The sequence below is a fragment of the Microbulbifer sp. genome, assembly GCF_051659245.1.
Lineage (GTDB): Bacteria > Pseudomonadota > Gammaproteobacteria > Pseudomonadales > Cellvibrionaceae > Microbulbifer.
Map to the genome: position 1 here is coordinate 91,570 of NZ_JBOFOC010000078.1, position 23,008 is coordinate 114,577.

Here is a 23,008-nt window from a genome sequence, read left to right on the forward strand (position 1 = left end):
TTGACAAAAATCAGACGAAAATTGGCAATCTTGCCGACAAACTCGGATTTCCAGTGAGAAATCGCGAGTGCCGCGGCGAGTGTGCCGCAAAAGTGACTCTCTGTCCATGCCTAGCGCACAGTTTATTGAAGTTAGCCGCAGTTCGGCGAAGTTTTCTTGAAAATCCCCGCAAAACGGCTGGAGAGGTGGCTCGATTGCCCGGGAAGTTGGCTACAAAGGCTGCTTGTGGAAGAGTTCGGGCGGCAGGGGGGCTTCGCATCGCGTTCACCGCGACACGGTTTTCCGTTTTCCATCACCTGCTCCCGCGGCCGCACGGAGTTCCGCCAGCAATCCATCGCGGGTGAGTACCTGGGGCAGTATCCTGGCGTCGCCGCCGTCGGCGGGATAGAGGAGATAGAGGGGCACGCTGGTGCGCCCGTAACGGGCCAGCAGTTCGCTGATCTGTGGGTCCTGGTTGGTCCAGTCGCCCTTGAGCGCGACCACGCCCAGCTCCCGCACCGCATCGGAGATGGTATCGCTCGCCAGCACCATCTTGTCGTTGGCCAGGCAGGTGATGCACCAGGCCGCGGTCATATTGGCGAGCACGGGGCGGCCCTCGGCGCGGGCGCTCTCCAGCCGCTCCGGGGAGTAGGCCTGCCAGTAGCCGGCGGCCTCGGGAGCCCCGCCGCCGGCAGGCAGCCGCGGCAGCAGCAGGACTGCGGCGGCCAACGCGGTTATCGCCACCGCGCCCTTGCCCCAGTGCCAGTCCGGCCGCGGCCACAGCCACAGGGCGAAGGCGATGCCCACGCCCCCCGCCAGTACCAGGGCCACGCCGTCGCTGCCGGTCTGCCGGCCCAGTACCCACAGCAGCCACACCGCGGTGAGATACATGGGAAAGGCCAGCAGCTGCTTCAGTTTGTCCATCCAGGGGCCGGGGCGCGGCAACCGGTCCGCCAGCGCCGGGATATAGGTGAGCAGCAGGAAGGGCGCCGCCATCCCCGCCCCCAGGGCGGCGAATACCGACAGCGCCACCGCGGCGGGCTGGGTTACCGCGAAACCGAGCGCCGAGCCCATCAGCGGAGCGGTGCAGGGGCTGGCTACCACCGTGGCCAGCACGCCGCTGGCAAAGGAGCCGCCCAGACCCTTGGTGGTGCCGAGGCTACTGCCCAGCCCCATCAGCCGCCCGCCCAATTCCGCCACCCCGGACAAACCGAGGCCCATGGCGAAAAACAGGTACGCCAGGGCCGCGATCAGCACCGGGGACTGCAACTGGAAGCCCCAGCCCACCGCCTGGCCGCCGGCGCGCAGAGCCAGCATCAGTGCCGCGATCAGCACGAAGCTCAATACCACTCCGGCGCTGTAGGACCAGCCGTGCCGCTGCCGCCCTCCGGGCAGTTGGGCGATCGCCAGCAGCTTGATGGAGAGCACCGGAAAGACGCAGGGCATCAGGTTCAGCAGCAGGCCGCCGGCAAACGCCAGCAGCAGCGCCACCGGCAGGGCCAGGCTGGAGCTACTCCCGGTTGTCGGGGGCGGGCTGGCGCCGGCCCCCGTCCCCGGGGCTGACACCGGTTCGGCGGTGCCGGTGGCGGGGTCGACGGAGAAATGGCGCACCTGGGGCGGATAGCAGAGACCGGCGTCGGCACAGCCCTGATAGTGCACTTCCAGCTGTAGCGGGCCGTCTGTCCGCGGTATCGCCAGCGGCACCTCTAGCTGTATCCGGTAGACTTCGGTTTCCTTCTCGAAGTAGTCATCCCAGATAACTTCGCCCTCCGGCAGGGTCAGCGGCAGGGGCGTCTTTTGGTCGCCGTCGATCCGGTACAGGGCCAGTTTGTCGCGGTACAGATAGTAGCCGGGGGCTATCTGGAAGATGGCGCTGGCTCCCTGCTTCGAAAACAGGAAGTCCTGTTGGTAGGCCTCGTCCACCGGCAGGAATTCGGCGTCCTGCGCGGCGCCCGGCGACTGGCCGGCGAAGGGGGGCTGCGGTTGTGCGGTCGCGCCGCTGCCGAGAAAAAAAATCAGTACAGCCAGTGCGCCGAGGAAATTTTTGTGGAAACTGCCAGTCTTCACAGCCATGGGAATAAAAATTCTTTATAGTCGGGTGCGACAGGTTTCGACTGCCCGGGCCCGGCTGGGGTTCATTCTGGCCCGCTGAGGGCCGCCGTGCCGGCAGTATAGCGAGCAACATTACAACAGTGGAGGGGAAGGGTCTTGTCGTCGGCGAATATCTTCCGCAGCGGTGGTCTGGTGCTGGCGTGTCTGTTGTGGCTGGCCGGCTGCGGCGGCAGTGCCCCGCCGCAACCCCAGCCGGTGCCGCAGCCCCAGCCGGTGAAGCCGCGGGGGCCGTCGCCGGAGGAGATCCGCCAGCGGGCGGTGAACTACTTCCTGCAGCGCGCGGAGGAGGCGGAGCGGAGGGGATTCCTCACCGAGCCCGCCGGAGCCAGCGCCTACGATCACTACTTGAGAGTGCGGCAACTGGACCCGGGTAATATCCGCGCCACCAGCGGCATCCAGAGCATCGTGCTGGAACTGGTGGCGAGCGCCCGCGACGCTCTGCGCCGGCGCGCCTTCGGCGAGGTGAACAGTTTCCTGAACCGCGCCGAGGAACTGGCCCCGGGCAACCCATTGACGGCGGAGGTGCGCGCACAACTGGCCCGCGAGCGCAGTCGCGCCAGTGTAAACTTGCCAGAAGGGGAATCGGTGCCCCTGCCCGCGGCGCAACTCGCGGCCCGCTCCGACGCGATAGTTGCACTGCTGCGCAGCACTGCGCTGCGCATTCGCCGCGAGGAACTGCGGGTGATCATCGTCGCCCGCAACGACGCCGAGGGCCGCTGGGTCTACCAGCAGCTGCGCGAGGCGGTGCCCGGCTACCGGGTGCGCGGGGATATCAAACTGGGCGCTTCGCCCCAACTGCTGCTGATACAGCCGGCGCGGGAGGCGGGACAGTGAACCGGATCGCCGCGCTCCTGCTGGGTACCCTGTTGCTGGCCGCCGTCGCCAGTTCGGAGGAGAGACAGCAGGGGGGACAGGAGGAGGAACAGAAAGCCCCGCTGCAGGTCGAGGGCTATGCCCGCGAGACGCCGCCCGGTGTGGAAATGAGTGCGGCCTACCTGACCCTGCACAACCGCGGCACCGCGGCGCGACGCCTGCTCGCGGTGGAACTGCCGGGGCGGGCCCAGGCCTCCGCCGACCTGCACACCACCGTCGAGGAGAACGGCGTCAGCCGAATGCGCCCCCTGGAACTGCTGGAGGTGCCCGCGGGCGGCAGCCTGCGCATGGCGCCGGGGGGCGTGCACCTGATGCTGCACGGGGTGCGGCTGCGCGCCGGCGAGCAGTTGCCGTTGCGGCTCCGTTTTGCCGACGGCCAGGCGATCGAGATTTCGGTGCCGGTGCGAAAGCTGCGGGCGACTGCAGATCCCCATCGCCACCATCACGGATAATTTTTTACGCTGGAGGAAGTCATGAAAAAAATGCTCTTGTTCCTGGGAGCCATCGCTCTCGCCGCCTGTGCCCACAGCCCGCTGCAGATCCGCCTGCAGCCTCAGGTGGAGGTGGCGCCGGACACCATCGGCGCCGGCCACACGATCAACGTGCGCGGGGCCAACAAGCTGCCCGGCGGCGGCCTCGGCTCCCTGGGCGGTATCTATGCGGATAGTTCCAACGTCACCCTGGCCAACGGCGTGGAAACCGCCATGGCGGACGCCCTGAGCGAGGGTTTTGCGGCCTGGTCCTTCCGCCCGGTGGAAAGCGGAGCGGCGGACGTCCAGGTGGTGGCCAATCTGACCGGGCTCAGCTACGACAGCCCGAACAAGCTCTACACCAGCAAGGTGAACACCTCCGCCGAGGTGCAGTTGCAGGTGACCATCGGCGGCGCCACCTACTATGGCAATTACAGCACCAGCGGTGTGGACCGCAGCCTGGTCAAGCCCGACCGCGCGGAAGTGGAAGCACGGGTCAACGGCCTGCTCAGCGCCACCCTGCAGCGGGCCTTCGCAGACGAGAAGCTGAAGAGCTTCCTGCGCCAGCATCTCTGAGCCGTGCCCAGTAGAGGCTGTGTTTTATTTTGCGTGACGGCATTGGCAGAATTGCGGCATCGCCGGTCGGGCAGGGCTCCCGTTTTCCATACCCGTTCCCCGTCGTCCGACACAAGACAGAAGAATAAGGCGTGGACTTGCACCTTTGACTGAATTTGATCCGAAATCCGTCGAGTTTCTCGGCCTGCTGACCCAGGTCGAGGACGAGCTTCTGTCCGGTGGGCAACTCAGCCTGCAGGCGGCGGAGGTGGCCCTGGGCGAGATCGCCGACGGGGTGATAGTGACCGACGCCCGGGGCCGGGTGACCTACAGCAACCCGCTGGTGAGCGAGATGACCGGCGATCTGGTGGGATTGCTGCCGGGCCAGTTGCTCAACGACAGCCTGCAGCTTGTCGATAGCAACGGCGCGCCCCTGCCGGTGCTGCCCGCCGCCGACACCGATCCCGCCGACCTGCCCAGTGTGCGCGAATTCCGCGCCTGTATCCTGCGTATCGACGACGGCGCCGAACCGGTGGAGGTGAACGTGCAGGTGATCGCGGTGCGCGAGGCCGCGGCGCTGAAGAACTTCGTGCTGATACTGCGCCACACCACCGCCGCCCGGCGCATCTCCTCCCGGCTCAGCTGGCAGACCAGCCACGACCCCCTCACCCAGCTCCCCAACCGGCAGTTTTTCGAGAGCGAATTGCAGCGGGTGCTGTCCCTGTGTGTCGACAAGCGCCAGCACCATGTGCTGCTCTACCTGGATGTCTACCACTTCAAGGTGGTCAACGACACCCTGGGCTACAGCGCCGGCGACCAGCTGTTGGTGCAGCTGGCCCAGTTGCTGCGCCGCTGCCTGTCCGGCGGCGATATCTTTGCCCGTGTGGGCAGCGACGAATTCGCCATCCTGCTGCGGGACTGCACTGTGGAGGAGGCGCGCCGCGTGGTGCTGCGCCTGCGCAATGCGGTGAACGGCTTCGCCTTCCGCTGGGAGGGCAACGACAGCCGCGTGGCGCTTTCCATCGGCGCGGTGACCGCAGACCGCCACGCGCCCCCCGCGAGCCAACTGCTGGCCACCGCCAACGACGCCTGCTGCGCCGCGCGCGACCAGGGGCGCAACCGGGTCAAGCTGTTCAGCGACTCCCGCAAGGTGCTGGAGAAGCGCCGCCAGACCACCTGGGTGGCGGAGATCAACGCCGCGCTGCGGGAGGATCGCATGCTGCTCTACCGCCAGCCGGTGGTGGCGCTGCAGCAGGGCCAGCGCATCCACCACTACGAGATACTGGTGCGCATGCGCGGTCGCAACGGCGATATCATCTCCCCGGGAATGTTCCTGCCGGCGGCGGAGCGCTACGGCCTGATCGAGGAGGTGGACCGCTGGGTGATCCGCAAGGTCTTCGCCTATATGGCCCTGGAGCAGCGCCAGGGAGAGGGCGGTTTCAGTTACGCGATCAATATTTCCGGCATCAGCCTGGGGGACGAGACCTTTGCGGACTATGTGCTGCAGGAACTCACCGAGGCCGGTGTAGCGCCCTCGCGGGTGCAGTTCGAGATCACCGAGACCAGCGCCATCGACAACCTGGAGCGGGCGCTGATCTTTATCCACAAACTGCGCGCCGCCGGTTGCAGCTTCGCCCTGGACGACTTCGGCCGCGGCGTCTCCTCTCTGGCCTACCTGCGCCAGCTGCCGGTGGACTTCCTGAAAATAGACGGCAGTTTTGTGCGCAATATGCTCGAGGATGAGATCGACAGCGCTATTGTCAGCACCGTCGATCACTTGGCCAAGCGGATGGGCATCAGCACCATCGCTGAGTACGCGGAGACACCTGAGTTGCTGGAGAAGTTGCGCCTTATGGGGGTGGACTACGCCCAGGGCTTCGGCATCGCCGCGGCCTCCTGCCTGCCGGAAATACACGGTAACAATGCGGAATGATCAATATTCCGCATTCCGCATTCCGCATTCCGCATTCAAAAGCTCGCCGTGCTGTTCCGGACGCAACCGAGGCCCGTACTGGCTCACCACCCGAGCCGCCGCGCGGCAGGCCAGTTCGCCCGCCTCGGCGAAGGGCATATCCCGGTTGAGACCGTAGAGAAAGGCCCCTGCAAACATATCCCCCGCGCCATTGGTGTCCACCGCGTGTACCTGCGGAGATGCCACCCGGTACTGCCGCCCGCCGTCCCACAGCAGGGCACCCTCGGCGCCCAGGGTGATCGCGAAACTGCGGCAGTAGTCGCGCAGGGCCAGCGCGGCGCTCTCCACCGAGTCGGTCCCGGTGAAGCCCAGGGCCTCGTCGCGGTTGCAGAACAGCAGGTCGACACCGCCGCCGATCATCGTCCCCAGGCCGTCGCGGAACAGGTGCACCATTGCCGGGTCCGAGAGGCTGAGGGCGGTTTTGACCCCCGCGGCTTCCGCCTGCTCGCGCAGGGCGATGGCGGCGGCGCGGCCGGTGTCGGAGGACACCAGGTAGCCCTCGATATAGGCCCAGCGGGAAGCGGCCAGGGCCGCGCTGTCCACTTCGGCCACCGACAGCCGCTCGCTGATGCCCAGGAAGGTGTTCATGCTGCGCTCGGCGTCCGGCGTGATCAACACCAGGCACTTGCCGCTGGTGCCGCCGTCGGCGCTATCCAGCACCCGCGGATAATCCACCCCGGCGGCATCCAGGTTGGCCAGGTAGAAGTCGCCGTTGTCGTCCGCCGCCACCTTGCAGGAGTAAAAGGTGCGGAGGCCGAAGTAGCTGGCGGCGATCACGGTGTTGGCGCCGGAGCCTCCGCAGGCGCGGCTGGCGGTCACCAGGTGGTCGGTAAGGTCGTCCACCAACTGGCGTTGGCGGGTGTCGTCCACCAGAGTCATCACCCCCTTTTCGACCCCCAGGGCCTCCAGATCGCGGTCCGAGACTTCGATTTCCGTGTCGAGCAAGGCGGCGCCGATGCCGTAGAGATCGTACTGATGCATGTTTTCCCCTGGGGTTTCCGTCAAAAGGCGCATTATGGCGGCCCGCCGGTCGAGTGCAACAATTGACAGTTTGCTCTCAAGCCTTATAAAAGCGCCGGTGAACCAATCGACAAGCCCCCTATCTATAGTTCATTTGAGAAGTCTGGTATTTCCTTAATATATGGCATCCACAAAGCGCCGGCGCCGCAAAGCGTCCAAACCCGGAAGATTTCGCCGCTGGATGGTCCGCCTGGGCCTCCTGGGGCTGGTGGGCGCGCTGGTGCTCGCGGGCTATATGGTGTTCCTCGACGTCGAACTGCGCGAGCGGCTGGATAGCCGCCAGTACCAGTTGCCCGCGCGGGTGTTCGCGCGCCCGCTGGTGTTGAAAGAGGGCATGGTGATGCGCCCGGACGAACTGGCGGCGGAGTTCGAGGCGCTCAACTACCGGAAAAAGGATCAGTTGATCGAACCCGGCCAGTGGTCCCGCGAGGGCATGGACTACCGGGTATGGCGGCGGGATTTCGTGCATGCGGATGAGCGCGAGCCGGCGGCCCAGGTCAGCTTCCGCCTGCGCAATGACGAGCTCAGCAACCTGCGCGGGGAAAACGGAGAGCGGCTGAAACAGTTCCGCCTGGATGCGGCGCCCATCGGCACTCTGCTGGGCGGCGGCGACGACCGCACCCCGGTGCGCTTCGCGGATATTCCGCCGCTGCTCGGAGCCACCCTGATCGCGGTGGAGGACCAGGATTTCGTACATCACTTCGGTGTCTCGCCGCGGGGTATAGCCCGCGCCATGGTGGCCAACATAAAGGCCGGCAGGGTGGTCCAGGGCGGCAGCACCATCACCCAGCAATTGGTGAAGAATATCTTCTTCGACCACGATCCCAGCCTCTGGCGCAAGTTCAATGAAGCGCTGATGGCGATACTGATCGAACTGCATTACGACAAGCCCTACATCCTGCAGGAGTACGTCAACGAAGTGTGGCTGGGCCAGCAGGGCAGCCGCGCCATCTACGGTTTCGGCCTTGCCTCCCAGTTCTATTTCCAGAAGCCGCTGGACACCCTGGAGCCGCACGAGATAGCCCTGCTGGTGGGCCTGGCCAAGGGAGCTTCCTACTACAACCCCTGGCGCAATCCGGAACGGGCCCTGGAGCGGCGCAACACTGTGCTGGACGTGATGTTGGAGCAGGGGCTGATCTCCGCCGGGGAACACAAGGCCTACACCGCCGAACCCCTGGGAGTGGCAACCGCCGGCGCCTCTGCGCAGAACCCCTATCCCGCCTTTACCGAACGCCTGCTGGAAGAGATGCGCCCCTACTACTCTTACGAGGAACTGCGTACCGCCGGCCTGCGGGTCTATACCACCCTCGCGCCCTCGGTGCAGCAACTGGCCGAGGACGCAGTGAGCGGGGGAGCCGAGAAGCTGGAGAAGGATCGCGGTATCCAGGCGGACTCCCTGCAGGCCGCCACCGTGCTGCTGGACAGCTACAGCGGCGACGTGCTGGCCATGGTGGGCGACCGCCGTCCCAACTACCCTGGCTTCAACCGCGCTCTGGAGGCCCGGCGCCAGGTGGGTTCCCTGATCAAACCGGCGGTATTCCTCACAGCCCTGGAACGCCCGCACCGCTACAACCTGGCCACCCTGATCGAGGATGCCCCCATACGTGTCGAGGGTGACAACGGCAAGGTGTGGATGCCGGCCAACTTCGGCAACCGCAGCCACGGGCAGGTGCCTCTCTACGTGGCGCTGGCAAACTCCTACAACCAGGCCACTGCGCGCCTTGGCCTGGATCTGGGGTTGGAAAACGTGCGCCAGACCATCCGCCGCCTGGGGGTGCAGGCGAACCTGCCGCGGGTGCCGTCGCTGTTTTTGGGCGCCGTGGAGCTGACTCCGTTTGAAGTCGCGGGCATGTACCAGACTATCGCCAACGGCGGTGAACACGTGGAACTCCGCACCCTGCTGGCGGTGTCCGATGCCGAAGGCGAACAGGTGCAGCATTTCCGCCGCCGCACCAACCGCGGCGTGGACCCGGTGCCCGCCTACCTGCTGCGCTACGGCCTCGAGCAGGTGATGCGCGAGGGCACCGGCAAGAGCGCCTATCGGCGACTGCCGAGTACCGTGCCCTTCGCCGGCAAGACCGGCACCACCAACGACTACCGCGACAGCTGGTTTGCGGGCTTCTCCCCCGGCGTTACCGCGGTGGTCTGGCTCGGCCGCGACGACAACCAGCGCACCAGCCTCACCGGCGCCACCGGAGCGCTCACCATCTGGACCGAGATTATGCGCCAGCTGCCCCACCGCCACGGCCGTATCGAGCCGCCGCGGGGGGTGGAGTTCAAGTCGGTGAATGCCCGGGGGCAGTATATGGACCCGCGCTACTGCCGGGGCGGTATCGAGATGCCCTTCTCCTATGAGACCCAGTTGGAGCCCGCTCCCGAGTGTGTCGGCCGCGACCGCTGGCGCTGGTTCCGCGACCTGTTCGGCCGCGAGCAGGGGGAGGCAGCGCCTCGGGAAGAGATGACCCCCGGTTGGGGAATAGACCCGCGGGAGCAGCAGCTCCGGGAAGAGCGCGAGCGCCAGTTGCGGGAACAGCTGCGCGGCGACGACGAAATGCAGTGGCCAGAGGAGGAACCCCTGGATATGCCGGGCGCTGAGCAGGAGCAGCTAGAGCGCATGGAGGAGGAGGAGCGACTGCGGCAGGAGGAGCCCTACCTGGAGGAGGAGCGCCTGCGCCGCGAAGAGGAATTGCGCCGCAGCCGGCAGCCGGGCGCCCCGGTGGAAGAGGCCGAGCCTTGGCCTCCGGTGGAGGAGGACGAGCCCTGGCCGCCGGAGGAAGAGGAACAGTGGCCCTGATTGCGCCGGGGCCAGCGGAGTGGGGGCAGCGGTGAGCGAATTTCTGTCATCCGCCACCGGGGTGCTGCTGGTGGCAACTACCACCTTCAGCCTGATCGCGCTCTACCTTTTGCCGGGCCTGCTGGCCCGCTGCGCCTTTCAGCCCTATCGGGTCTGGCGCGGCGAGCAACTGGGTTCGCTGGCCCTGGCGGATTTCGTGCACGCCAACCTGCTGCACCTGGCGGTAAACATGTGGTGCCTGTGGGTGTTCGGCCCGCCGCTGGAGCGGCGGATGGGCACGCCCGCATTCGCGCTGCTCTACGGGTTGGCGCTGGTGGGCAGCCACCTGCCGACGCTGCTCAAGGAGCGTCAGAATCCCCAGTACGCCAGCGTCGGCGCCTCCGGAGCCATCTCCGCGGTGGTGTTTGCGTTTATCGTCTACTACCCACAGGCGGAACTGTTTCTGCTGTTCCTGCCGATCCCCATCCAGGCCTGGCTGTTCGGCCTGCTCTATCTTGCTTACAGCTATTACGCCGGCCGGGACCGCACCCGGCGTATCAACCACGATGCGCATTTCTGGGGAGCGCTGGTGGGGCTGGTCTTTGTGGCAGTGGTCGATCCGGGCGCCTGGAAACGGCTGCAGTTTTAATCCTGCAGTAACCGCGCCGCCTCTTCGGCGAAATAAGTCAGGACCCCGTCCGCCCCGGCGCGCTTGAACGCCAACAGGGATTCCATAACCACCGCCTCCCGCGCCAGCCAGCCGTTTTCGAAAGCGGCGCAGTGCATGGCGTACTCGCCGCTCACCTGGTAGGCGAAGGTGGGCACGCGCAGCTCGTCCTTTACCCGCCGCACCACGTCCAGGTAGGGCATGCCCGGCTTGACCATGATCATGTCCGCGCCTTCCTGAATGTCCAGGGCGCACTCGTGCAGCGCCTCGTCGCTGTTGCCCGGGTCCATCTGGTAGCTGGCCTTGCTGCCGCCTTTCAGGTTGGCCGCGGAGCCCACCGCATCCCTGAAAGGCCCGTAGTAGGCGGAGGCGTACTTGGCCGCATAGGACATGATCAAAGTGTTTACACAGCCCTCCCGCTCCAGCGCGCTGCGGATGGCGCCGATGCGCCCGTCCATCATGTCCGAGGGGGCCACCACGTCGGCGCCGGCGGCGGCGTGGGACAGGGCCTGCTGCACCAGCACTTCCACGGTGTCGTCGTTGACGATGTAGCCGCTGTCATCCATCAGCCCGTCCTGGCCGTGGCTGGTAAAGGGGTCCAGGGCCACGTCGGTGATCACGCCCAGTTCCGGCGCGGCATCCTTGAGTGCGCGCACCGCGCGCTGGGCCAGGCCGTCGCTGTCGTAGGCGGCGCGGGCGTCGTCGGACTTGTGCGCGGCGTCCACCACCGGGAACAGGGCCACCGCGGGAATGCCCAGCTTCACCAGCTCGCGGGCCTTTTTCGCCAGCAGGTCCACGGTGAGGCGCTCCACTCCGGGCATGGAGGCCACCCGCTGGGTTTCATTGCGGCCTTCGATCACGAACAGGGGCAGGATCAAGTCGTCGACGCTCAGGCGGTTTTCTCGCACCAGGCGGCGGGAGAAATCCTGCGCGCGCAGGCGGCGCAGGCGGGTGTTGGGGTAGGCGCCGCGGTGAAGGCTGATACTCATAGGGAAAATCACTCCAGCTGGGACGAGGCGGCAATCATAACAAACAGGCCGCCACTCAGCTCAGATGCTGTCTAGCCCGGATATTGCACCACGGGCCACGCCCTCGCTTGATCTCTGCACGCTCAGCACATTTTTGCGGCTAATACGTGCAATAAGCATGCATCTACGCCGCAAAAATGCACTGAGCGCACAGATCTCGGCGCGATCATCGCGGCCCCTGGCGCAATATCCGGACTAGTGCCCGCCCCGCGGCGGCGATATGCTGTTCGAGTATTTCCGCCGCTTCTTCCGTATCGCCCCGCTGCAACGCATCCAGAAGTGCGTAATGCTCCCGCTGGCTGGTGTGCTGGTAGTCGAGACTGCGGGACTGGTAGCCGATATAGCGCTCGCACTGGCGGTGCAACTGCGCCACGGTGGCGAACAGGGTGGGGCGGTCGGCGGGGCGGTAGAGGCAGGTGTGGAACTGCCAGTTGAGCGCGCCTATTTCCGCGGCGGAGAGCGTTTCCTCCTTTTCCATCCTGTCCAGAATGTCCCTGGCCCTGCCCAGGATTTCGGCGTTGAGCTTCGGTCCCGCCAGGGTCTGTAGCAGCGGTTCTAGGCGCATGCGCATCAGGTAGATGTCTTCCACCTCCAGCGGATCGAACCGGGGCACGGCGACGCCGCGCTTGCCGTGGGCGGTGAGCCAGCCTTCGTTTTTCAGGCGCTGGATCGCGTCCCGCACCGGGATGCGGCTGACGCCGTACTGCTCGGCCAGCTCCGCCTGCCGGAGCACCGTGCCGGGAGGGAAGCGCCCGCTCTGCAGGTCCGCCTTGAGTTGCCGGTAGAGGCTCACTGATTCACCTTGGCCTGGAACAGTCGGGAGGCGAGCAGGCCGCCCACCAGCCCCCAGAAGGCGGCGCCTATGCCCCAGAAGGACACGCCGGAGGCGGTGATCAAAAAGGTGATCAGCGCGGCTTCCCGGCTGTGCTCATCGCCGGTGGCAACCGCCAGGCTGGCGCCGATGGTACCGATCAGCGCCAGGCCGGCGAGGCTGGCGACCAGGGCCTCGGGAAAGGCGCTGAACAACGCCACCACGCTGGTGCCGCACAGCCCGGCCAGCAGGTAGAAAACCCCGGCGGCGATGCCGGCGGTGTAGCGTTTGGCCGGGTCCGGGTGGGCCTCAGGGCCGGTGCAGATGGCGGCGGTGATGGCCGCGAGATTGAACGCGAAGCCGCCGAAAGGGGTCAGCAGCAGCGAGGTCAGGCCGGTGCCACTGATCACCGGCGAGATGGGTACATCGCCGTAACCGCTGGCCCGCAGGGTAGCGACGCCGGGAATATTCTGCGAGGTCATAGTGACAATAAACAGCGGCAGGCCGACACCGAGCAGGGTGGACCAGCGGAACTCGGGGGACACCCACACCGGCGTGCCGAGCGTCCAGTGCAGCTGTTCGAAGTGGATCAGGCCCAGCAGCCAACTGGCCCCGAAGCCCGCTGCCAGCACCAGGATAATCGCGTAGCGGGGGAGCCAGCGCCGGCCGGCCAGGTAGCAGGCCAGCATGATGCCCACCAGTGCCGGCTGGGTCTGCAGCGAGGTGAACACCGACAGGCCGAACTGCACCAGGATTCCCGCGAGCATGGCGCTGGCGATGGGCATGGGGACTTTGCTCATCAGCTTTTCGAAGCTGCCGGACAGTCCCAGCAGCAGGGTGAGCAGGGCGCTGAACAGAAAGGCGCCGACCGCCTCCGCCATGGGGACGCCCACCAGCCCGGTGGCGAGCAGGGCGGCGCCGGGCGTGGACCAGGCGGTAATCACCGGCGCCTTGTAATACCAGGAGAAGGCGATGCAGGTGAGTCCCATGCCCAGGCCCAGAGCGCCGATCCAGGAGACCATCATCGCCTCGGTGGCCCCCGCCGCCTGGGCGGCCTGGAAGACGATGGCCACGGAGCTGGCGAATCCCACCAGCACGGCGACAAAGCCGGCGCTGATCGCGGACAGGCCGATATCGGATCGGAGTGAGGCCAAAATGTATACTCAATTAAAAATGTATACATTTATCTTTAACCACAACGGACCCGAATACAACCCTCGTGGTTAAGTGGAATGTAGGATGGGCACAAATCGGCAGGAGCACCATTTGGACGCCGTAGGCGCCCGAAGGGCGAGCGCCATGGATGGCGTGAGTCAATGGGTAGCGTGCCCATCAGTCGGGCCGCGGGATCAGTCTGCCAGTTCGGCAAACACCTTTTGTGCGGCGGCGATGGTGCGGTCGATATCCTCGTCGCTGTGGGCCGCGGACATAAAGCCCGCCTCGTAGGAGGCGGGTGCCAGGTAGACGCCCTGTTCCAACATGCCGTGGAAGAAGCGGTTGAAGCGCTGGTTGTCGCAGGCCATCACCTGCTGGTAGTTGCTCACCTGCTCCTCTTCGGTAAAGAAGAAGCCGAACATGCTGCCGACTTTGTTGGCGGTCAGCGGGATGCCCGCTTCTTTCGCCGCGCCCAGTACACCCTCCACCAGACGGTCGGTTTTTTCCGCGAGTCGCTCGTAGAGGCCGGGCTCCTGGATCAGTTTCAGAGTTTCCAGCCCTGCGGCCATGGCCACCGGATTGCCGGACAGGGTGCCGGCCTGGTAGACGGGGCCCAGGGGAGCGATCTGTTCCATTACCTCGCGCCGGCCGCCAAAGGCCCCCACCGGCATGCCGCCGCCGATCACCTTGCCCAGGGTGGTGAGGTCCGCGCGCACGCCGTAGTAGCCCTGGGCGCCGGTGAGGCTCACCCGGAATCCGGTCATCACCTCGTCGATGATCAGCAGCGCGCCGCTCTTGTCACAGACTTCGCGCAGAGTTTCCAGGAAGCCCGGCAGCGGCGGCACGCAGTTCATATTGCCGGCCACCGGTTCGACGATTACGCAGGCGATTTCATCGCCCATCCTTTCGAAGCAGTCGCGCACCGCGTTCGCGTCGTTGTAGCTCAGGGTAATCGTGTGGTCGGCCAGCGCCGCGGGTACGCCGGGGGAGGAGGGCACGCCCATGGTCAGCGCGCCGGAGCCGGCCTTCACCAGCAGCGAATCGGAGTGGCCGTGGTAGCAGCCCTCGAATTTGACGATCTTGTCGCGCCCGGTAAAGCCGCGCGCCAGGCGAATGGCGCTCATGGTGGCCTCGGTGCCGGAATTGACGAAGCGCACCAGGTCCAGCCCGGGCCACAGGCGGCAGAGTTCTTCTGCCAGTTGGGTTTCCAATTCCGTGGGTGCGCCGAAACTGAGCCCGGAACGGGCCCGTTCGATCACCGCCTCGATCACCCGCGGGTGTGCGTGGCCCAGCACCATGGGGCCCCAGGACTGCACATAGTCGATATAGCGTTTGCCGTCGGTGTCGTAGAGGTAGGCACCCTCGGCGCGCTCGATAAACAGCGGCGTGCCGCCCACCGCGCGGAAGGCGCGCACCGGCGAGTTGACGCCGCCGGGGATGAATTGCTGGGCGCTGGCGAACAGTTGCTCGGATTTGCTCATGGGAATCAGAATTCTGGGGAGTTTGGCGGGCCATTATCGCGGTCGTGGGGCGTCTCTACAATGTGTTCTTACAGAGCCTGTTTGCGATCTATGGTAAATACTCCCGGTACGCTCGTAATCGGCATCCCTGCCTCATACGGTCCCGAAAAGAGGCACCCCTCCCGACCTGGAGAGTTCTTCGCGAGATTCTAAACAGGCTCTTAGCCCGGATGGTGGCGGCCCTGATACCGGTGGCCTTCGCATTGAATTCAGTATTCTTTTCGAGTCCCGAGTCCCGAGTCCCGAGTCCCGAGTCCCGAGCCCCGCCCTGCAGTTCGTGTGCGGAGCTGGAACGCCGTGCTCCCGGGTTACTTCTTATTAGTCCAGAACAACCGATTCGGTATCGGCCGCCCCATACCCAGCCGGCGGCTGTCGGCGATGGCGTTCCAGGTGAACTGCTGGCTGCGGCTGACGGCTTCGATCACTGTGAGGCCGTGGGCGATATGGCAGGCGATGGCGGTGGCCAGGGTGCCGCAGGAGCCATAGGCGGCGGGGGGCAGTTGCTTCCAGTGGAACTGGCGCACCAGGCCGCGTTCGTCGTAGAGGCGGTTTTCCAGCTGTTTGTCGCAGGCGGGCACGCCGGTGAGCAGCAGATAGCGGCAGCCGCTCTCCAGCAGTTCCTGGGCCATGGCGTCGAACACATCCGCCTCCACCGCCATGGCGCGTGCCTCGCGGCGGTTGGGGCAGACCATGGTGGCGTAGGGCAGCAGGAGGGAGGTGGCGGCCTCCCACAGCGGCGGCGCCAGCAGGCTCTCCTTGTCCGCCAGGGTGGCGTCCGGGTCGATTACCACGGGAATCTCGGGGTAGTCCCGCAACACGCTGTGCAGCGCGCGGACGTTTTCCACTGAGCCGAGGTAGCCAATCTTGATCGCTGCAATCGGCATATCCTCCAGGATCGCGCGGGCCTGCTCCACCAGCAGGCTGTCCTCCACCGGCGCGACCCCCAGTAATTCCCGGGTATCCCCCACACTGATCGCGGAGACCACCGAGGTGATGTGGCAGCCGAGGCTCACTGCGGTCTCTGTATCCGCGGTAAGGCCGGCACTGCCGCTGGGGTCGTGGTGGGTTACTGTCAGGACGATGGGTTGGGATGTGTCCATGTCGCTTCGTGGGGTAGCTGCTGGTTGGGTAATTCTAGCAGCCCGGCGGCCCTGGCCGACGCTGCAGCGGATAGAACAGTATTCGCCTAGAAGGGTTTCACTATCACCAGTATTGAGATGACTACCAGCGCGATCACCGGCAACTCGTTGAAGACCCGGAAGTAGCGCCCGCTGCGGGTGACGGTGCCGGCGGCAAACCGGCGCACATAGACGCCGCAGGCGTGGTGGTAACCGATCAGCAGCAGCACGAACACCAGCTTGGCGTGCAGCCAGCCGGCGCTCTTGTAGTAGTCCCAGTTGAAGCTCAGGAGCCAGATGCCCAGCGCCAGGGTGGCGATCATCGACGGTGTGGCAATGCCGCGGTAGAGCCTGCGCTCCATAATGCAGAAACGGTCGCGACTGACCGCATCGGTGGCGTCCTTGTGGTACACGAACAGGCGCGGCAGGTAGAAGAGCGCGGCGAACCAGCAGACAACGGCGACCAGGTGGAAGGCTTTGACCCAGAGCATTATTCGGATCCTAAAAGGTTATTTGCGGTAAAAGTTGTCGATATGCTGCGCCAGGATAATGCCGGCGACATTTCTGTCCAGTGTTCCGCCGCGGCCGCGGTCGACGTAGAGGGCATCGGCGCCGCTGGATTCCAGGTGCTGTTGGGCCTCCAGCAGGGTCGCGCGCCAGTTGAGCGGTGCCAGTTGCAAACGCTCGCCGGGGAGCTTGAGCAGGTCCACCGGCGGCTTCTCGCCGGCGGTTTTCTGCTCCCTGCCCTGTTCCCGCGCCTCCGCCAGCCGCTGCATGAAGCTGGCCAAGTCCGCCGCGCGCAGCAGTTGCGCCGGTTCCCCGGGGAGATCGATCACAATCCACTGGGGATGCCGCTCGATCAGGCGCACCGCGTCCTCCTCGACGATCTCCCGGGGCGTCACCGCGAAGTGCCGGTCCATAACGCTGGCCACTCCCACCCGGCTCAGCATCTGCTGGCGCCAGCTGGGGGTGCCGCTTTTGCCCAGCGCGCGCAGGGTTTCCTGGAAAATCCCCTCAGTGCCCAGGAGGTGCCGGCTCACCACGCAGGCCACCACGATCATCATCATCCCGGGGAAGAGCACATTGGGGTTGTAGGTGAGTTCGAGAATTGCCAGCAGTGCCGCCAGGGGGGCGTTGAGCAGCGCGGCCATCATCGCCGCCATGCCCACCATGGCGTAGAAGCCGGGGCTGGCGGTGGCGTCGCCCAAAAAGAGGTTGGTGAGGCCGCCGGCGATACCGCCCATGCAGGCGCCGAGAAACAGGCTGGGGCCGATCACTCCGCCGGGAATGCCCAGGCCGCTGGCCAGGGCGGTGGCCACCAGCTTTGCCGCCACGATTGCGGTCAGCGCGCCGAGCCCCAGTTTGCCCAGCATGGCCATTTCCAGGGTGTCGTAGCCGGTACCGAGAATCTCCGGTACCCAGATGGCCAGTGTGCCGGTGACCAGGCCGGCGGCGAGGAAACGCAGCAGAGGAGACTTGCGCTGCAGCGGTGCCAGCCGGCGCTGGGCGCGGATAAACAGCCCCGCCAACAGGCCGATCGACAGGGCGCACAGGAACAGCAGTGGCAGCTCTGCCAGGGAGCCGAGCTGGATGGCGGGAACATTGAATGCCGGCTGGCTGCCGAAGGTGATCTGCGTGACGGCGCTGCCGGCCACCGCCGCCAGTATCACCGGCAGGAAGCCGGCTACCGAGTACTCCATCATCACCACTTCCATCGCAAACACCACGCCCGCCAGCGGCGTGTTGAAGGAGGCTGCGATGGCGGCGGCCACGCCGCAGCCCAGCAGGCTGCGCACGGAATTGTTGGGCAGCTTCAACCGGCCGGCCACCCAGCTGCCGCTGGCCGCACCCAGGTGTACCGCCGGCCCTTCGCGCCCCACCGACTGACCGCTGAGAAGCGCGACGGCACCGGCAAAAAACTGCAGCAGGGCGTTGATGCCGGGCATCTGTCCCTGGTGGTTGTGCAGCCGGTCGAGCACGTGAACCACGCCCACGTAGCGGCGGTTTGACTCGATCAGGTAGTACATGCCCGCCAGCGCTACGGCGCCGATCAGCGGCAGTGCGAAACACCAGTGCGGCGGCAGGGATTCAAAATGCCCCGGCGTTGTCAAAAACCATTCCGCGGGCCATTCGCTGAGGTAGCGAAAGCCGATGGTGACCGCGCCGGCGCAGAAACCGATGAGCAGTGCCATCGCCAGCAGGGGCGCCAGTGCATCCTGGGCGGAGAGTTCCAGCCGGAGTTTTTCCAGGCCGCGTTCCCCGAGCGGCCAGCTCGGCGGATTGTTTTTGACGGAAATCCGGGGGCGCTGTGACACCGCACATCCTTATCGGATAGAAGCTTGTGGTAGAGTGCGAACTATTATCCTGGAAACCGCAGTTGGATCACGAAAGTCCAGGCAAACTCTTGGCGCGCCTGGCAAATTTAAAAATCGACTCATCACCAATAAGGTGACCGCGCGATTTTTAAATTCACTATGCACACCTATATCTTACCTGTCTTTTTCGCGCCCAACTGCGGTTTTCAGGATTATAAGACAGGTTCAATGCAGGAGATTCGGACAAGGTGATCAAGGTAGCAATTGTGGGCGGTACCGGCTACACGGGAGTGGAGCTGCTGCGCCTGTTGGCGGGGCACCCGCAGGTGAAGTTGACCGCTATCACATCCCGCGCCCTGGCGGGCACCCCGGTGGCGGAGCTGTTTCCCAGCCTCCGCGGCCACTGCGAACTGGCCTTTTGCGAGCCGGATGTCGACCAGTTGTCCCGCTGTGACCTGGTGTTTTTCGCCACTCCTCACGGTGTCGCCCAGGCCCAGGTGCCGGAGCTGATGAAGCGCGGTGTGCGCGTGATCGACCTGTCCGCGGACTTCCGCATTGTGGATGTCCCCGCTTGGGAGAGGTGGTACAACCAGCCCCACGGTGCTCCCGAGCTGGTGGAGACGGCGGTGTACGGCCTGCCCGAGGTCAACCGCACCGCGATCGCCGGCGCCCAGCTGGTGGCCTGCCCGGGCTGTTATCCCACTGCGATCCAGTTGGGCTGGATTCCCCTGTTGGAGGCGGATGCGGTGGACCCGCAGCAGCTGATCGCCGACGCCGCCAGCGGCGCCAGCGGAGGCGGTCGCCAGGGCAAGACCGAGCTGCTGCTGGCAGAGAGCAGCGACAACTTTCGCGCATACTCCGCCGGTGGCCACCGCCACCTGCCGGAGATCGAACAGGGCCTGCGCCGGGCGCAACCGGCCGGCAGTGCGGAGGCGCGGGTGACCTTCGTGCCGCATCTGCTGCCCATGATTCGCGGCATTCACGCAACCCTCTACTCCACCCTGCGGGGCGGCCGGGAGTTGGAAGAGCTGCAACAGCTGTTCGAGCAGCGCTACGCCAGCGAGCCCTTTGTGGATGTCATGCCCGCCGGCAGTCACCCGCAGACCCGCAGCGTGCGCGGCAGCAATATGTGCCGGATTTCCCTGCATCGGCCCCAGGGGCGGGATACCCTGGTGGTGCTCTCAGTGATCGACAACCTGGCCAAGGGCGCTTCGGCGCAGGCGGTGCAGAATATGAATATCATGTTCGGCCTGAATGAGGCGCTGGGGCTGGAGAGCCCGGCGTTGCTGCCTTAGAATCGGCAGACTCCGACGGACGACAAACGATAACAACACAGCGGATTCCAATGGCGCGGAAAAAAGTCAAAGGCAGCAAGCAGTACCGCATGAAGGTGGTGCCCCACCGGCCCTTTTTTGGAGCCTTTTCCGTGTTGGGGGTGACGCTGCTGGTGCTCGCCACGTCGGCCGCCGCCTACTTCGCCGGCCAGCACAAGATGCGGCTCGCCCTGGACCGGAAAACCCAGGTGCATGAGAAGGCCGAGAGCCATCTGGACAAGTTGCGCAGAGAGAACGAGGAGCTTCGCATGCGCGTGGCGACCGCGGAGCAGTCGGTGGCCATCGGCGAGCAGGCCAATGAGAAGGTGCGTGCGGAGCTGGTGGAGAAGGAAAGCCTCATCGCTGAACTGCGCCAGGAAATTTCCTTCTACCGCGGCATCATGGCCCCCGCCGACGGCAGCAAGGGTGTCTCCATCGGCCGCTTCATTATTTCCCAGACCGGGAATGCGCGCCGCTACCAGTACAAGCTGCTGGTGCAGCAGTCGTCGGCCCGTCACAATGTGGTGACCGGCAGCGCCACTTTCACTGTTGTCGGTACCGAGGCGGGGCAGCCCAAACGCTATCCGCTGAGCACGTTGTCGCAACAGGTGGACAGTGAGTCGATACCGCTGCGTTTCAAGTATTTCCAGAATATCGAGGGAGAGCTGCATCTTCCCCCGGACTTTGAACCGGAAGGGGTGGAGTTGACGCTCAAATCCAGCGCGCGCAAAGGCTTCAACATCGAGCGGCGTTACGGCTGGCTGGTGCAGAAAACATAGATAGCGGAGTAAATCAGACTCCGTGAAATAAGAGGTTTCATTTGGCTTATGTTGAGAAAAAAAGAGAAGGCAGTTATGGCGAGCTCCGGTGGTAACAACACAACCCTGATCGCGCGGCACACCGAGGTGGCGGGCGACCTGCACTTCCGCGGCAACCTGGTGATCGAGGGCAAGGTGCGCGGCAATGTCAATGCGCACAGCGACAGCGATGCGCGCCTGCAGATTGTCGAAGGCGGCATCGTCGAGGGTGAGATCCGCGTGCCCCACGTGGTGATCAACGGCAACGTCAAGGGCGATGTACACGCCACGCGTCACCTGGAGCTGTCCTCCAAGGCGATGGTGGAGGGCAATGTGCACTACAAGCTGATCGAGATGGTCAAGGGCGCCCAGGTGAACGGTTCCCTGGTCTCCAATGTGGATATGGATTCCGCCGGTGAGCCGCGCATGCTGGAGTACTCGGAAGAAACGGTAGTGGACGTAGACTAAGCTTGTTTACCTGCGCACCCGGCAATACTTGACTGTATTGCTGGGATTTAAGGATAATGGGCCCCAATTTGCACTGTATACTTTTCGTTCGGTGCGACCTCTTATTGGTGTCGAGAGAAACCTATGTCAGAAGCTGTTTCCTTTTCTCCCGAGCCGGTTGTGGTGACCGACCAGGCGGTGGCCAAGGTCAAAAGCCTGCTGGAAGACGAGGGCAACCCGGAACTCAAATTGCGGGTTTTCGTGACCGGCGGCGGCTGTTCCGGTTTCCAGTACGGATTTACCTTCGACGAACTGGTGGCCGAGGACGACGCGGTGGTCGAGAAAGACGGCATCCAGGTGCTGGTGGACGCCATGAGCTATCCCTACCTGGTGGGCGCCAGCGTCGACTATGAGGAGGGGCTGTCCGGCTCCCGCTTCGTAGTGCAGAACCCCAACGCCTCCTCCACCTGCGGCTGCGGCTCCTCTTTCTCCATCTAGCTGGACTTCCCCTGTAGGAGCGGCCGTTTGGCCGCGCGCCTGGGAGCGCCGAGCTCCAGCTCGGCATTGCGGGCCGGAGGCCCGCCTGTCGGCGGCGGTCCTGCTACCGGTGGCCTTTTGCCAGACACGCTGTGAGTACATCCCGAGTCCCGAGCTCAAGCCGGATAAATCCCCCCCAGCACAGTCTCTTCCCGAGCCCCGGTCACACTCGGGCAGTTGCCCGGCAGCCCGTGCAGCGTCTGTCGCGCCAGCCAGGCGAACCCCACCGCTTCCAGCCAGTCGGCGTCTATGCCGTAGCTGCCGGTACAGGCGATGGACCAGGTGGGCAGGCGCCGGCGCAGGCGCGCCAACAGGTCCTTGTTTCTGGCCCCGCCGCCACACACCAGCAGCTCACCGCCATCGGCGAACTGGTGCGCCGCCTCGGCAATACTGGCCGCGGTCACCTCCGCCAGCGTGGCCTGCACATCCGCTGGCGCCAGTTCCAGGCCGGCACAGGCCTGTTCCAGCCAGCGGGCATTGAAGGTTTCGCGGCCGGTGCTCTTGGGGGGGCTGGCGGCAAAGTAGGGGTCTGCCATCAGCCGGTTGAACAGCTCCGTCTGCACCCGGCCGCTGGCGGCCCAGGCGCCGTCGCGGTCGAACGGCTGTCCTCGATGCAGGGATACCCAGTAGTCGAGCAGGACGTTGCCGGGGCCGGTATCGTAGCCGTAGACGGCCCCATCTACGGCCAGTTCGGTGATATTGGCCATGCCGCCGATATTGATTACTGCGCGGTTGCGGTCGGTGGCGAAGGCGGCGCGGTGAAAGGCTGGCATCAGCGGCGCGCCGTGCCCGCCCAGGGCCATGTCGCGGCGGCGGAAGTCCGCTACCGTGGTAATTCCGGTGAGGGCGGCAATGGTGTTGGGATCGCCCAGTTGCAGACTGAAGGGCGTGGCAACTGTGCCCGGTGGGCGGTGGCGCACCGTCTGCCCGTGGCTGCCAATGGCGGCGATATCCCCGGCTTCGACGCCGGCGCGCGCCAGCAGGGTGTTGGTGGCTTCGGCAAACGCCTGGCCGATCTGTCGGTCCAGTTGACCCGCGCGGTCCAGCTCGGACGGGCCGGGGGCGCAGAGGGCGAGAATGGCTTCACGCAGCGGCGGGTCAATGGGGTGGCCGAGGGCGGTGACGATCTGTGGCTTGAGGGTGTTACCGCTGCCGAAGTCGACCAGTACCGCGTCGATGGAGTCGACACTGGTGCCGGACATCAGGCCGATATATAGATCGGGCATCTGGAGCGTCCTGTCTCGTGCTAAATAATGAAAAGCGGGCCCACTGGCCGGCCAGATGCGAGGCGCATTTACGCCAGCGTAGTTATTCTACGTCAAGCAAGTCAACGAGATGGCCCGGGTTGAAAATGGAATGGCCGCTCCCTGCGAGCTGCGTTAGCAGGCCCTAGTACGAGACGGGGCGCTAGTGTCCTGTATGGAACTAAATAGTGATACCAGCGGGCCGCTAAGCGGCCAGATGCAAGGCGCACTTGCGCCGGCGTAGTCATTCTACGTCAAGCAAGTGCAACGCCGCAGATGGCTGCTTAGCGGCCCGCCCGAAG

The 23,008-nt window shown here is 65.3% G+C and carries 20 protein-coding genes; 10 read left to right on the forward strand and 10 right to left on the reverse strand.

From position 1 onward, the window contains the following. Positions 1-264 precede the first annotated feature (264 nt). Entirely contained in the window at positions 265-2,052 is a 1,788-nt protein-coding gene (locus tag ACRC0P_RS08420; RefSeq protein WP_438629826.1) for a protein-disulfide reductase DsbD family protein, read from the reverse strand. Between the two features lie 135 nt (positions 2,053-2,187). On the opposite strand from ACRC0P_RS08420, the gene ACRC0P_RS08425 reads away from it, so the two are divergent. From ACRC0P_RS08425 to ACRC0P_RS08440, 4 genes are all read left to right on the forward strand, one after another. Then, positions 2,188-2,925 carry an N-acetylglucosaminyltransferase gene (locus ACRC0P_RS08425; protein ID WP_438629828.1) on the forward strand — a complete coding sequence of 246 codons (738 nt, stop codon included), beginning with the start codon at positions 2,188-2,190 and terminating at the stop codon, positions 2,923-2,925. Next, a complete protein-coding gene (locus ACRC0P_RS08430) occupies positions 2,922-3,416 on the forward strand; it encodes a copper chaperone PCu(A)C (protein ID WP_438629830.1) in 495 nt (164 codons plus the stop codon). Before ACRC0P_RS08425 ends, ACRC0P_RS08430 begins: the two co-directional genes overlap by 4 nt. A gap of 21 nt (positions 3,417-3,437) precedes the next feature. Beyond that, positions 3,438-4,010, forward strand: a complete 573-nt coding sequence (locus ACRC0P_RS08435; RefSeq protein WP_438629832.1) for a YajG family lipoprotein — start codon at positions 3,438-3,440, stop codon at positions 4,008-4,010. Positions 4,011-4,155: 145 nt separating this feature from the next. Continuing rightward, positions 4,156-5,922 (forward strand): EAL domain-containing protein, encoded by a 1,767-nt coding sequence (locus ACRC0P_RS08440; RefSeq protein ID WP_438629834.1) that lies wholly within the window; start codon positions 4,156-4,158, stop codon positions 5,920-5,922. Here the strand turns inward: ACRC0P_RS08440 and ACRC0P_RS08445 are convergent, their stop codons facing one another. Further along, entirely contained in the window at positions 5,923-6,942 is a 1,020-nt protein-coding gene (locus ACRC0P_RS08445) for an adenosine kinase (protein WP_438629836.1), read from the reverse strand. 160 nt (positions 6,943-7,102) lie between these two features. Here ACRC0P_RS08445 and mrcB point away from each other — a divergent pair, with 160 nt between their 5' ends. Both mrcB and ACRC0P_RS08455 read left to right on the forward strand, forming a co-directional pair. Then, positions 7,103-9,775: a penicillin-binding protein 1B gene (mrcB, locus tag ACRC0P_RS08450; RefSeq protein ID WP_438629838.1), complete on the forward strand. Its 2,673-nt coding sequence runs from the start codon at positions 7,103-7,105 to the stop codon at positions 9,773-9,775. A 31-nt stretch (positions 9,776-9,806) separates the two neighbouring features. Then, positions 9,807-10,403: a rhomboid family intramembrane serine protease gene (locus ACRC0P_RS08455; RefSeq protein WP_438629840.1), complete on the forward strand. Its 597-nt coding sequence runs from the start codon at positions 9,807-9,809 to the stop codon at positions 10,401-10,403. Here ACRC0P_RS08455 and hemB read toward each other — a convergent pair. The 7 genes from hemB to ACRC0P_RS08490 form a co-directional block, all read right to left on the reverse strand. After that, positions 10,400-11,410 carry a porphobilinogen synthase gene (gene hemB, locus ACRC0P_RS08460; protein ID WP_438629842.1) on the reverse strand — a complete coding sequence of 337 codons (1,011 nt, stop codon included), beginning with the start codon at positions 11,408-11,410 and terminating at the stop codon, positions 10,400-10,402. The two genes, ACRC0P_RS08455 and hemB, sit on opposite strands and share 4 nt — an antisense overlap. A 205-nt stretch (positions 11,411-11,615) precedes the next feature. Next, positions 11,616-12,242 carry a GntR family transcriptional regulator gene (locus ACRC0P_RS08465; protein ID WP_438629844.1) on the reverse strand — a complete coding sequence of 209 codons (627 nt, stop codon included), beginning with the start codon at positions 12,240-12,242 and terminating at the stop codon, positions 11,616-11,618. Continuing rightward, positions 12,239-13,414, reverse strand: a complete 1,176-nt coding sequence (locus ACRC0P_RS08470; protein WP_438629846.1) for a benzoate/H(+) symporter BenE family transporter — start codon at positions 13,412-13,414, stop codon at positions 12,239-12,241. The genes ACRC0P_RS08465 and ACRC0P_RS08470 overlap by 4 nt, the downstream gene beginning before the upstream one ends. A gap of 195 nt (positions 13,415-13,609) precedes the next feature. Next, a complete protein-coding gene (gene hemL / locus ACRC0P_RS08475; RefSeq protein WP_438629848.1) occupies positions 13,610-14,896 on the reverse strand; it encodes a glutamate-1-semialdehyde 2,1-aminomutase in 1,287 nt (428 codons plus the stop codon). Between the two features lie 347 nt (positions 14,897-15,243). Then, the gene (gene thiD / locus ACRC0P_RS08480) at positions 15,244-16,035 is read right to left on the reverse strand and encodes a bifunctional hydroxymethylpyrimidine kinase/phosphomethylpyrimidine kinase (RefSeq protein ID WP_438629850.1); all 792 of its coding nucleotides are present in this window, start codon (positions 16,033-16,035) and stop codon (positions 15,244-15,246) included. Positions 16,036-16,121: 86 nt separating this feature from the next. Continuing rightward, positions 16,122-16,544, reverse strand: a complete 423-nt coding sequence (hemJ, locus tag ACRC0P_RS08485; protein ID WP_438629852.1) for a protoporphyrinogen oxidase HemJ — start codon at positions 16,542-16,544, stop codon at positions 16,122-16,124. Positions 16,545-16,562: 18 nt separating this feature from the next. Beyond that, positions 16,563-18,368, reverse strand: coding sequence for a chloride channel protein (locus ACRC0P_RS08490; RefSeq protein ID WP_438629855.1), 1,806 nt, complete (start codon positions 18,366-18,368; stop codon positions 16,563-16,565). 248 nt (positions 18,369-18,616) lie between these two features. Between ACRC0P_RS08490 and argC the strand changes: the two genes are divergently transcribed. The 4 genes from argC to erpA all read left to right on the forward strand — a co-directional run bounded on the left by argC (position 18,617) and on the right by erpA (position 21,423). Continuing rightward, complete coding sequence (gene argC / locus ACRC0P_RS08495; protein WP_438629857.1) at positions 18,617-19,663, forward strand: N-acetyl-gamma-glutamyl-phosphate reductase; 1,047 nt, start codon at positions 18,617-18,619, stop codon at positions 19,661-19,663. A gap of 50 nt (positions 19,664-19,713) precedes the next feature. After that, positions 19,714-20,460: a DUF6776 family protein gene (locus ACRC0P_RS08500; RefSeq protein ID WP_438629859.1), complete on the forward strand. Its 747-nt coding sequence runs from the start codon at positions 19,714-19,716 to the stop codon at positions 20,458-20,460. Between the two features lie 75 nt (positions 20,461-20,535). Beyond that, a complete protein-coding gene (locus ACRC0P_RS08505) occupies positions 20,536-20,946 on the forward strand; it encodes a bactofilin family protein (protein ID WP_438629861.1) in 411 nt (136 codons plus the stop codon). A 123-nt stretch (positions 20,947-21,069) separates the two neighbouring features. Beyond that, positions 21,070-21,423, forward strand: a complete 354-nt coding sequence (gene erpA, locus ACRC0P_RS08510) for an iron-sulfur cluster insertion protein ErpA (RefSeq protein WP_183461206.1) — start codon at positions 21,070-21,072, stop codon at positions 21,421-21,423. A gap of 155 nt (positions 21,424-21,578) precedes the next feature. Here erpA and ACRC0P_RS08515 read toward each other — a convergent pair whose 3' ends face one another. Further along, the gene (locus tag ACRC0P_RS08515) at positions 21,579-22,688 is read right to left on the reverse strand and encodes an anhydro-N-acetylmuramic acid kinase (protein ID WP_438629863.1); all 1,110 of its coding nucleotides are present in this window, start codon (positions 22,686-22,688) and stop codon (positions 21,579-21,581) included. Positions 22,689-23,008 lie beyond the last annotated feature (320 nt).

Bases quoted from the DNA above. Each gene is read 5' to 3' on its own strand.
- ACRC0P_RS08420 (WP_438629826.1), bottom strand. From the start codon at position 2,052: ATGGCTGTGAAGACTGGCAGTTTCCACAAAAATTTCCTCGGCGCACTG.
- ACRC0P_RS08435 (WP_438629832.1), top strand. From the start codon at position 3,438: ATGAAAAAAATGCTCTTGTTCCTGGGAGCCATCGCTCTCGCCGCCTGT.
- ACRC0P_RS08445 (WP_438629836.1), bottom strand. From the start codon at position 6,942: ATGCATCAGTACGATCTCTACGGCATCGGCGCCGCCTTGCTCGACACG.
- mrcB (WP_438629838.1), top strand. From the start codon at position 7,103: ATGGCATCCACAAAGCGCCGGCGCCGCAAAGCGTCCAAACCCGGAAGA.
- hemB (WP_438629842.1), bottom strand. From the start codon at position 11,410: ATGAGTATCAGCCTTCACCGCGGCGCCTACCCCAACACCCGCCTGCGC.
- hemL (WP_438629848.1), bottom strand. From the start codon at position 14,896: ATGAGCAAATCCGAGCAACTGTTCGCCAGCGCCCAGCAATTCATCCCC.
- thiD (WP_438629850.1), bottom strand. From the start codon at position 16,035: ATGGACACATCCCAACCCATCGTCCTGACAGTAACCCACCACGACCCC.
- hemJ (WP_438629852.1), bottom strand. From the start codon at position 16,544: ATGCTCTGGGTCAAAGCCTTCCACCTGGTCGCCGTTGTCTGCTGGTTC.
- ACRC0P_RS08500 (WP_438629859.1), top strand. From the start codon at position 19,714: ATGGCGCGGAAAAAAGTCAAAGGCAGCAAGCAGTACCGCATGAAGGTG.
- ACRC0P_RS08505 (WP_438629861.1), top strand. From the start codon at position 20,536: ATGGCGAGCTCCGGTGGTAACAACACAACCCTGATCGCGCGGCACACC.
- erpA (WP_183461206.1), top strand. From the start codon at position 21,070: ATGTCAGAAGCTGTTTCCTTTTCTCCCGAGCCGGTTGTGGTGACCGAC.
- ACRC0P_RS08515 (WP_438629863.1), bottom strand. From the start codon at position 22,688: ATGCCCGATCTATATATCGGCCTGATGTCCGGCACCAGTGTCGACTCC.